At 41.9% G+C, this 9,973-nt stretch carries 8 protein-coding genes; 7 read left to right on the top strand and 1 reads right to left on the bottom strand.

The window, feature by feature from the left end:
* Positions 1–400: 400 nt before the first annotated feature.
* Positions 401–808: a hypothetical protein gene (locus tag QZT73_RS16390; RefSeq protein WP_291789315.1), complete on the top strand. Its 408-nt coding sequence runs from the start codon at positions 401–403 to the stop codon at positions 806–808.
* A 471-nt stretch (positions 809–1,279) separates the two neighbouring features.
* On the opposite strand, the gene QZT73_RS16385 is transcribed toward QZT73_RS16390, so the two are convergent.
* On the bottom strand, positions 1,280–2,257 hold the full coding sequence (locus QZT73_RS16385) for a M23 family metallopeptidase (RefSeq protein WP_291789313.1): 978 nt from the start codon (positions 2,255–2,257) through the stop codon (positions 1,280–1,282).
* 119 nt (positions 2,258–2,376) lie between these two features.
* On the opposite strand from QZT73_RS16385, the gene alaS reads away from it, so the two are divergent.
* The 6 genes from alaS to QZT73_RS16355 all read left to right on the top strand — a co-directional run bounded on the left by alaS (position 2,377) and on the right by QZT73_RS16355 (position 9,840).
* Positions 2,377–5,010, top strand: coding sequence for an alanine--tRNA ligase (gene alaS, locus QZT73_RS16380; RefSeq protein ID WP_291789311.1), 2,634 nt, complete (start codon positions 2,377–2,379; stop codon positions 5,008–5,010).
* A gap of 75 nt (positions 5,011–5,085) precedes the next feature.
* Positions 5,086–6,546 carry an Asp-tRNA(Asn)/Glu-tRNA(Gln) amidotransferase subunit GatB gene (gene gatB, locus QZT73_RS16375; protein WP_291783462.1) on the top strand — a complete coding sequence of 487 codons (1,461 nt, stop codon included), beginning with the start codon at positions 5,086–5,088 and terminating at the stop codon, positions 6,544–6,546.
* A gap of 13 nt (positions 6,547–6,559) precedes the next feature.
* Positions 6,560–7,666: a TlpA disulfide reductase family protein gene (locus QZT73_RS16370; protein WP_291783437.1), complete on the top strand. Its 1,107-nt coding sequence runs from the start codon at positions 6,560–6,562 to the stop codon at positions 7,664–7,666.
* A 264-nt stretch (positions 7,667–7,930) separates the two neighbouring features.
* Positions 7,931–8,404, top strand: a complete 474-nt coding sequence (locus QZT73_RS16365; RefSeq protein ID WP_291783440.1) for a nucleoid-structuring protein H-NS — start codon at positions 7,931–7,933, stop codon at positions 8,402–8,404.
* Between the two features lie 21 nt (positions 8,405–8,425).
* Entirely contained in the window at positions 8,426–9,004 is a 579-nt protein-coding gene (locus QZT73_RS16360; protein WP_291783443.1) for a hypothetical protein, read from the top strand.
* Entirely contained in the window at positions 9,001–9,840 is an 840-nt protein-coding gene (locus QZT73_RS16355; protein WP_291783445.1) for a hypothetical protein, read from the top strand. Before QZT73_RS16360 ends, QZT73_RS16355 begins: the two co-directional genes overlap by 4 nt.
* Positions 9,841–9,973 lie beyond the last annotated feature (133 nt).

Below are 9,973 nucleotides of genomic sequence, written 5' to 3'. Positions count from 1 at the left end.
TCCCAGAGTCGGCGCAAGATTCGGGTAAAATAATGGATCGATAACCGCCGACGATATGAAACCGGATCGCATTAGGATGAAGAATGATGAATGAAAAGTGAAGAATGGGGTGCTTGGTAAGGTTGAAGTTTTCATCATTAAGATTGGCGCCCTCTGCGGAACCTTTGCGGATATTGGGGTTAAAAAAGAACTTTAGTTTTTTAAAATTAAACTTTTTCTTAGTTTTAGATAGCCTAAACCATGCACGATGAAAAATAGGGATCTTAAATTGATGCTTTTTTGATTTTTTTTCATCTCTTGTGCCGAAAAAGAAGACATAGAAACTTTTTATGGCGAATACATTCCACAATCTATTCTTGCTGAAGATGCCATAGACATCACAGGGGATGGGGTGGCTTCCATGAATTTACTGGAGCAATTGTATGATAAGGGGAATTTTTTAGGTAGAAATTCTGGCATTATTTTTTTGAAACTCTCCAGACCGGAAGATTGGTCTGTTGATTTCTCTCAGGTTGTGATGAGGCTTCCTTATCATCAGGTGTATAATGATGAAATTATTGTTGAATATTATCAGAATGCCAGAAGGTTTGATTTGAACGAGAATGGAGCTGTCGTGTTAGACTGGAACAGATTTCCCCCTCAATTTGAGTCTCCTAATCAATTTTACGATGGTATTGTGGTGGATCTATTGATTATCAATCAAGGAAAAAACAGCCCCGTTCAACTGGTGTTAAATCAAAGGTGGTATGACTTTTCAAAAGAAGATTGGGTAGAGACAAAGGTTTATTATATTTTCTCAAAGCGGTGACTTGTAGAATGTAGAATTAAGGATGTTAAAGCTTGGAAAGTTTGGGGCGTTAGCCCTGTATAGGGGTCAGGACGCCATAAGCGTCCAATACCGAAGGTTATTTACCCCGGGTAAAACCTGGTGGTTGAGGCTATTGTAAGCCCCCAGTCCGCCCAACTCCGGAAGGAGTTGAATTAAACAGGACAAGTGGTTGAAAAGCTTCGCTTTTTAAATTTAACCACGGACCTTGTCCCGCAATGTGGGATGAATGAGGATGGACACAGGTAAATGATCCAGATATATTTGAATGGGTATTTGATCAATCTTTTTTTTGGATCCATTGTGAAAACCCTTATGACCTCTTCGGGAAAAAAATGAGCTGAAAGCTCAATCACCAAGAGTCCGGCGGCACAACCACGGGACAACAACAAAAAAGGCCATATCTGCAGATATGGCCTTTATGGTTTTACTGAATGTTTATTATTCCAATCATTAAGAAAGCGATTGGTTTTCCTTGGAAGCCAGTTCCAGGATCATATCGTACTCCTCTGGAGAAAGGTCTTTGAAGAAATAATTGACCGGATTGACGAACCTTCCGTCCTTAATCACCTCATAATGTACATGGGGTCCTGTAGATGAACCGGTGTTGCCTACTGTTCCAATCTGATCTCCTCTTTTGACTTTTTGTCCTCTTTTGACTGCAAAATCATTCATGTGGGCGTATCTGGTAACAAAACCAAACCCATGATCGATTTCCACATACTTACCATAACCTCCGAAAATAGTTTTGACTACTGTGACTACCCCATCCCCGGTGGCATAAATGGGAGTGCCTTTTGGTGCTGCGAAATCAACTCCTTGGTGCATTTTTCTCACCTTAAGAATAGGATGGATGCGCATTCCAAAACCGGAAGCCAATAAGTTGAGATTTTCATTCAAAATGGGTTGTATGGCGGGAATCGAAGCCCAGTATTCTTCTTTTTTAAGGGCAAGTTCAGTAACCTCATCGTAACTCACCGATTGCACATAAAGCTGCCTTTTCAGTGCGTCAACCTTGCTGTGCAGGGAAATGATCAATTGTTCCTGATTGATACCTTTTTCCCGGATTGCCCGGTACCTGTCTGATCCACCGATACCGGCCTGCCTGATTTCCTTGGCCACTGGCTCGGTTTCAAAAATAATCCGGTAAAGGTTGTCATCTCGATGCTGCAGGTCTGCCAGCATCTGGTTCATTTTTCCTACTTCTTCCTCTAGAAATTCATAGTAAAACTTTAGCTCCTTGTTTTCTTTTTGGAGCATGAGTTCTTTGGGATTATCAAAATAGGAGTAATAGCCAATAATAAAAACAATGGCTAAAATAGACGAAATAGAAAGAAAGCCTAGGGCGTTAAGCGCAATGTCCCAATTGCTACGGACATACCTTTCATACTTACATGTCTTTGGGTCGTAGTAATATTTTATTCTACTCATTACTATTTAAAAGGTTAATTCTTCTAATTTTGTAGCCCAATGGGGCTAGGGTGATCAACTTTAGAAGTTTGCAAATATAATTATAAAACAATTGAATCCGAACATAGTCAAAAGCTTACATGGAAGCAAGAAAAATCAGAAAAACTTTTATTGAGTTTTTTCAATCAAAGCAACATCATTATGTACCTTCTTCACCAATTGTGGTGAAAAATGACCCTACACTGATGTTTACCAATGCAGGAATGAATCAGTTCAAAGATTTTTTTCTGGGCAATGAAGTCCCCAAGTTTACCCGTACAGCCAACAGTCAGAAGTGCCTGCGTGTTTCCGGAAAGCACAATGACTTGGAAGAAGTGGGCGTGGACACTTACCACCACACCATGTTTGAAATGTTGGGCAATTGGTCTTTTGGGGACTATTTTAAAAAAGAGGCCATAGAATGGGCCTGGGAATTGCTCACCTCTGTGTATGGTTTGCCAAAGGACAGGTTGTATGTATCGGTTTTTGGTGGAGATACCGGAGACCAACTTGATAAAGACACGGAAGCCTTTGAAATATGGAAAGGCATTGTTCCAGAAGAGCGCATACTTTTTGGCAGTAAAAAAGATAATTTTTGGGAGATGGGGGATACGGGCCCTTGTGGCCCTTGTTCGGAAATTCACATAGACCTCAGGACGGATGAGGAACGCATTCGGGAAAATGGTTATGACTTGGTCAACAATGACCATCCCCAGGTAATCGAAATCTGGAATTTGGTTTTTATGCAGTACAATAGGCTTGCCGATGGCAGTCTTAAAGAGTTGCCTGCCAAGCATGTGGATACTGGTATGGGTTTCGAGCGATTGGTCAGGGCCATTCAGCAGAAATCTTCCAATTACGATACGGATATCTTCATGCCTTTTATCCAGGAACTGGAAAAGAAATCCGGCAAGGCCTATGGAGGTGATGAAAAAACAGATATTGCCATGCGTGTGATTGTCGATCACATCAGGGCCATTGCTTTTACGATTGCAGATGGGCAGTTGCCATCCAATAACAAGGCGGGGTACGTCATCCGTAGAATTTTGAGAAGGGCAGTAAGGTACGGTTATACTTTCCTCGATTTTCAAAAGCCTTTTCTCTTTGAGCTGATGCCCTTATTATCGCAAAACTTTGGAGATATTTTCCCTGAGGTTGCACAGCAGGAAGATTTCATTTCCAAAGTAATCATGGAAGAAGAAGCCTCTTTTTTACGGACATTGGACAATGGGTTGAAAAAGTTGGAGCAGATCAAAGAGGAGATGGGCAAGACAGGCAGGACAGTAATTGAAGGCAAAGTGGCCTTTGAACTTTATGATACTTTCGGCTTTCCACTTGATCTGACCTCTCTTATTGCCAGAGAAAACGGACTTTCCGTTGATGAATCAGGTTTTGCCTCAGAGATGGAAATTCAGAAAAACAGGTCCAGGGCGGCGGCTGAACAGGAAACAGGGGACTGGATAATGGTCAATGAAGATGAGGCTGTGGAATTTGTGGGCTATGATTACCTGCAAAGCCAGAGCCGCATTATCAAATACAGACAGATCAAGGATAAGAAAGGGGATCGCTACCAATTGGTATTGGATCGCACGCCTTTTTATGCAGAAAGTGGGGGGCAAGTAGGGGATAAAGGCTGGCTTCAGAGTGATGCAGAACGTATTCAGGTTTTGGATACCAAAAAAGAAAATGACCTTATCGTCCATTTTGTTGACCGCTTGCCTTCAGATTTCAAAGTTGTTTTTGCTGCACAGGTGAATGAACAAAAGCGCAGGTTGTCCATGAACAACCACAGTGCCACCCACCTCTTGCATGCTGCTCTGAAGCAGGTTTTGGGTGATCATGTACAGCAGAAAGGTTCCTTGGTGAATGAAGAGATGCTGCGTTTTGATTTTTCCCATTTTGCCAAGATGACAGAGGAGGAAATTGAAAATGTAGAGCAAATTGTTAATGCCAAAATCAGGGAGAACATTGCCCTGGGAGAGCAGCGCAATGTGCCCATTGAGGAAGCCAAAAAACAGGGTGCTACAGCCCTTTTTGGAGAAAAGTATGGGGATTTTGTGAGGGTGATCACTTTTGATAAAAACTTTTCTGTAGAACTTTGTGGAGGCACCCATGTGCCTGCTACGGGAAATATCGGTTTGTTTAAAATTGTCTCGGAAGGATCTATTTCCGCCGGGGTCAGAAGGATCGAGGCCATCACAGCCAAGGCTGCTGAGGATTATATCAATGGGCAGTTACAGCTTATCCGTGAAATCCAGGAGATTTTGAAAAACCCCAGGGATCTTAAGAAATCACTGGAAGCCCTTTTACAGGAGCGCAATGTTCTTAAAAAGGAAATCGAAGGCTTGCATCTTAAGGAGGCTGCTTCCTTGAAAAATGGCTTGATGGGGAAAGCCCAGTTGGTCAATGGTGTCAATCTGATCATCGAGCAGGTAAAACTGCCATCTGCGGATGCCCTGAAAAAGTTGGCTTTCGAATTGAAGCATGAAGTGGCCGATGTATTGGCGGTTCTCGCCGCAGATATAGAGGGCAAGCCACAAATTGCAGTGGTGATCAGCGAAGAATTGGTTGCGTCAAAGGGTTTGGATGCTGGCAACACAGTGCGTGAATTGGCCAAATCCATTCAGGGTGGAGGTGGAGGTCAGCCCTTCTTTGCTACTGCCGGAGGAAAAAACCTCTCTGGACTGCCTGACGTTATAGCAAAAGCACAGGTGCTATTTGGCAGCCAATCGTAGAATATCAGGTAGCAAATTTGGTTTTACATGAATTTGCTTCCATTTTTGAAGTATCAGTATATTAATGAAACAGACATGCTTTCAGCAGAAATTAAAGATAAATATGAGTTGGTAGTAGGCTTGGAAGTACATGCCCAGCTGCTTACGCAGAGCAAAATGTATACTTCGGATTCCACTGAATACGGAAATCTTCCCAATACCCATATTTCTGTCATTACTTTGGGACATCCGGGGACATTGCCTAAGGTTAACCGCAAGGCCGTGGAATTTGCCATTAAAATGGGCATTGCCTGTAATTCGACGATTACCAGAAACAATATTTTTGCCAGGAAGAACTATTTTTATCCTGACCTTCCCAAAGGATATCAGATAACGCAGGACAAGGATCCTATCTGTGTGGGCGGTGAAGTCCCGGTTACCTTACCTGATGGAAGCAAGAAATCCATTGCACTGACAAGGATCCATATGGAGGAGGATGCAGGTAAATCCATGCACCTGGCAGGAGAGGTAGATACTTTGGTTGACTTCAACCGTGCGGGCGTACCTTTGATTGAGATTGTGTCAGAGCCAGACATCCGTTCCTCCGAAGAGGCGTATGCTTATTTGGTAGAAATCAAAAAACTTGTCCGTTATTTGGATATTTGTGACGGAAATATGGAAGAGGGCTCCCTTCGTTGTGATGCCAATATATCAGTTAGACTTCATGGGGCACCGGAATATGGTAAGAAAGTAGAGGTTAAAAACATGAACTCATTCAGGAATGTGGCCAGAGCAATTGAGCATGAATTTGAACGGCAGATTGCACTTGTGGAGCAGGGTATCGAAATCATCTCTGAAACGAGGACTTTCGATGCTACAACAGGCAGTACTTCGGGAATGAGGACCAAGGAGGATCTCAATGATTACCGATATTTTCCAGAGCCTGACCTTAGCCCTGTGATTGTTTCTGAGGAGTGGCTGGAAAGTGTGCGGGCAGCGATGCCTTCCCTTCCAAGAGAGTTACATCACAAGTTTGTCCATGAATTTGGGCTTCCCGAATATGATGCTGGGGTATTGACTGACAGCAAGGAGATTGCGCTTTATTTTGAGACTTTATGCGGACTTACTTCCAATTATAAGGCAGCCTCCAACTGGATGATGGGTCCGGTGAAATCCTATTTAAATGAACTTACCCTGCATATATCTGATTTCCCGATCAGTGCGACTGCATTGGCTTCATTGATTGCACTTATAGACGATGGGAAGGTCAACTTTTCCGTTGCTTCCCAGAAAATTTATCCGGTCATGTTGGAAAATCCGGACAAATCACCTCTACAGATTGCCCAGGAACTGAATTTAATTCAGGAAAGTGATGAGGGCAGTATCAAGCCATTGGTTGAAAGTGTACTGGCTGATAATCCTGCAAAAGTAGCCGAATACAAATCAGGAAAAAAGGGACTGATGGGCATGTTTATGGGGCAGGTAATGAAAAAATCCCAAGGAAAGGCAGATCCTAAGGTTGCCACCAAATTATTGACAGAACTATTGGAAAATTGATATGAAACAGTTAATGAGCAAATTATTATTCTTTTTGTTGGCCCTTGGTGTATTTGCCTGTGGGCAAAGTAACCAAAGGATTTTTGATGGGACAGTAACCATTTCCGGGCAATTGACGAATGTTCCGGACGGCAAGATTGTCCTGGCGGCCATTCAGGATGAGCGTGCTGAGAATATTGCAGAAATAGAAGTTGGAGCCAACGGAAAATTTGAATACCAGCTGAGTTTGGATGGTCCAGGATTTTATGTACTCAATATGATGGACCGTAAAGAAGTCAGGTTGGCGCTTTACGATCAGGATGTAGAGATAGTACATGATTTTGCGGATGATGACAGCTTGGAAATCAAAGGATCGGACGATTCCATCTACTTACAGCAGGTTCAGGGGCTCATGAATGAATATCAGGCAGTGATCAATATGTTGAACGATGAATATTTTGAAGCCATGAGTTCCCGTGATCAGGAAAAAATCAGGGAAATACAAGTAAATGCCATGGGTTTGGAAGAGGAGTATGGTGAAAAGATGAAATCATTGGTAGGCACTATGGATGGCAGTTTTGCTGCTTTGGGGGCACTTTCTATGGTGAATCCTAAGAAAGATTTTATTTTCATGGATGAATTGGTCACTGAACTGAGTGAAAAGTACCCCGATTTCCAAACCGTTCAAAACCTAAAATTGCGCATGGATGAAATGCGGGCCTTGTCAGTAGGGCAGGAGGCTCCTGAAATTTCCCTCCCTGATCCGGATGGGAACCTGGTAAATCTCTCTGATTTAAGGGGGAATTATGTGTTGATTGATTTTTGGGCGGCTTGGTGCAGGCCCTGTAGAGAAGAAAATCCCAATGTGGTCAGGCTATATAATCAGTACAATGACCGGGGATTTGAAGTTTTTGGAGTTTCTTTGGACAGAACCCATGATGCTTGGGTCAAAGCCATCGCAGATGATGAGTTGACATGGACACATGTATCTGATCTCAAATATTTTAATTCAGAAGCGGCTGCCATTTATCAGATCAATGCTATTCCAGCAACTTATCTGCTTGATCCTGAGGGGAAAATAATTGCAAAAGACCTTAGAGGGCCTTCATTGGAAAACAAACTCAAGGAGCTTTTTAATTGATTTTCATCTGGAATAAATATAGAGGCTGTGGGGAATTTCTTCACAGCCTTTTTTATTCTAAAAATTAATTTTAATTTGATAGAAAATACCGTATACAAGGTATTGTAATTTTCCTATACCTTTGCGCAATTAATCCATTGACGAAACCTAAAGGCAATAAGTTTTTTTTGTTAAAAAAAATAAAAAAACAAAAGAAAAGACCTCTATGGAATGCTTTTTGTTTCAAAAGGATTTGGTCAGAAAAATCAATTACTAAAACGAAAAATGAAAAGAAGAACCATCCAATCACCTGTAAGTGCAATGCTTACACTCGCTCTTTTTGGTTTGTTGGCCATGGGAGCCTGTAAGAGTAAAAAGAAAGTGGCGGCAGCACCTGAGCCTGCACCTGTAGAACAGCCAGCCCCAGCCCCGGCCCCGGCACCGGCGCCTCAACCATCAGCGGAAGAAGTAGCGGTAGGTAAACTTGAAAATTATTTCAACAGTGTTGCACAATCATCCAATGTAGATGCTGCCAACCGAACAATCGGCGAAGCAATGGGTATGTTTTCCAATCAGCAGACACCGGTTTTGATTGTAATCCATGAAGAAAATGGAATCAAGGATTATGACGAGCCCACTACTATTGAAAAATACCTGAATTATTTAAAGGACACCAAAAAGAACCTGAATTTTATCAGTGATATTAGGCTTGATGGAAATGGCAGGGTGTCTGAATTAGAACTTCGTCGTAAAAAGTAATCAGCAGAAAACTTACAAATCATGAAAAAATATATTCCATTATTCCTGTTGTTGTTTTTTGCTACAGCAGCAGTATCTGTCGCACAATCAGACAACATCAGCCCTGCCAGAAAGCAGGCTATTGATTCCCTTGCCCTGGAAAAGGTAAAGGATTTGAGTAAATATATCAGTATCATTGGTAGCAAAGAAACCCAGTTTTCCGAGGCCAATCGTGTGATGGACCGTGCTGAAGAGCTTTTTGCTCCGGGTGCAGAAATGGGTGTTTCTTCTTTGAACAGGAAGGAAATTGCCTATTACAAAGTCAGAAGGTATTTTGAAAGACTGATGGCTTTGAACTATGATAGGGTTAATATCACTTGGTATGATATCCATTACATTTCTGATTTGGAAAGGCAGCCAGATGGCCGTTATGTTGGGGTAGTGACTGTTTACCAAAGGTTTGAAGGAACCTCTTTGGAATCCGGTCTGAATTATCGAGACACCACCAAAAAAGACATTACTATTTACGTGGAGAAAAAACAAACACAGATTGCCGGTAGGACTATCGAGTTCTGGGATGTGATGTTAGGAGATATCCGCGTGACTGAAACCTCCGCATGAGAAAATTAATATTATCAGTACTAGTATTGGTTTTATCTTTAGAAATGGCGCCGGGACAAGGTTTATACAGTCCCGGCTCCCCTAAAGATGATGGGAGATTTGCCGCATCAACCAAACAGGTAAATCAATTTTTTAGAAGGTTCAATGCTGAAGAAAGTGTGGACGGTAGTAAGCGTTATTACAGTGAGGACCCCTTGTACAGAGACAGGGAGTTGAGGGGAAAGTTTATCAGTATTCTATTTGATAATGAGACTTCAGGGATTACCAATGAACTCAAAAGCGAGTTTATGCGAGAAGTACTTTCTGAAAACATGCCTCAGTATATCAACTTTCACAGGGAAGGTTGGTTTGCAGAGGTTGAAGCCTTTTTTTCGTATAGGGGAAAGCGTGAGAATGTCACACTTTTTCTGAAAATACAACCAGAAGGCCTCGGTTATGAATGGGTCATTGACAAAGTTATCTTTCAGCCATTCAAGGATATTTTCAACAAACCTGAGGGAGATGCCAAAGGCTTTCTTCATCCGTTGAGTCATGAATTGGGTTTTATGAATTTGAGAAAGGCTTTTCAAGATTCGGATACGCCGGAAGCTTTCACTCCAAAAGAGTATCAGCCAGATTATCTTACCTTGTTTTTGTATGAAATGAAAAGGGGAAATATCCGTTTTGAAACCATCAGTGATGTGAAGTTCCACTTTTTCCAAATCAATAACTGGTATTTTGAATTGAATCAGTTCAATAGGCCAGGATTCAATACAGGCTGGTTGATCGGTAATCTGGTAAAATTAAGTAACGGTGACAAAGAGACATTGTTAAGATATATCTATGATCAGAAATAAGTCATTATTTTTCTTCATTGTCTTATCATATCTACTCGCTCCCAATGTTTTGAAGGCGCAGGATATGGCAGGATATTCCAAACAGGAAATCAAAGAACTCTCCACACAGGCAGAGGATCAGATCCGCTTTTTG

Origin of the sequence: Cecembia sp. (assembly GCF_007126775.1) — a bacterium.
In the GTDB taxonomy this organism is placed as follows: Bacteria; Bacteroidota; Bacteroidia; order Cytophagales; family Cyclobacteriaceae; genus Cecembia.
Note: the sequence above shows the minus strand (reverse complement) of the source record. Positions and strands in the feature narration are given on the sequence as shown.

Excerpts from the sequence above, each read along its gene's own strand:
- QZT73_RS16390 (WP_291789315.1), top strand. The coding sequence starts at position 401 with ATGAATTTACTGGAGCAATTGTATGATAAGGGGAATTTTTTAGGTAGA.
- QZT73_RS16385 (WP_291789313.1), bottom strand. The coding sequence starts at position 2,257 with ATGAGTAGAATAAAATATTACTACGACCCAAAGACATGTAAGTATGAA.
- alaS (WP_291789311.1), top strand. The coding sequence starts at position 2,377 with ATGGAAGCAAGAAAAATCAGAAAAACTTTTATTGAGTTTTTTCAATCA.
- gatB (WP_291783462.1), top strand. The coding sequence starts at position 5,086 with ATGCTTTCAGCAGAAATTAAAGATAAATATGAGTTGGTAGTAGGCTTG.
- QZT73_RS16370 (WP_291783437.1), top strand. The coding sequence starts at position 6,560 with ATGAGCAAATTATTATTCTTTTTGTTGGCCCTTGGTGTATTTGCCTGT.
- QZT73_RS16365 (WP_291783440.1), top strand. The coding sequence starts at position 7,931 with ATGAAAAGAAGAACCATCCAATCACCTGTAAGTGCAATGCTTACACTC.
- QZT73_RS16360 (WP_291783443.1), top strand. The coding sequence starts at position 8,426 with ATGAAAAAATATATTCCATTATTCCTGTTGTTGTTTTTTGCTACAGCA.
- QZT73_RS16355 (WP_291783445.1), top strand. The coding sequence starts at position 9,001 with ATGAGAAAATTAATATTATCAGTACTAGTATTGGTTTTATCTTTAGAA.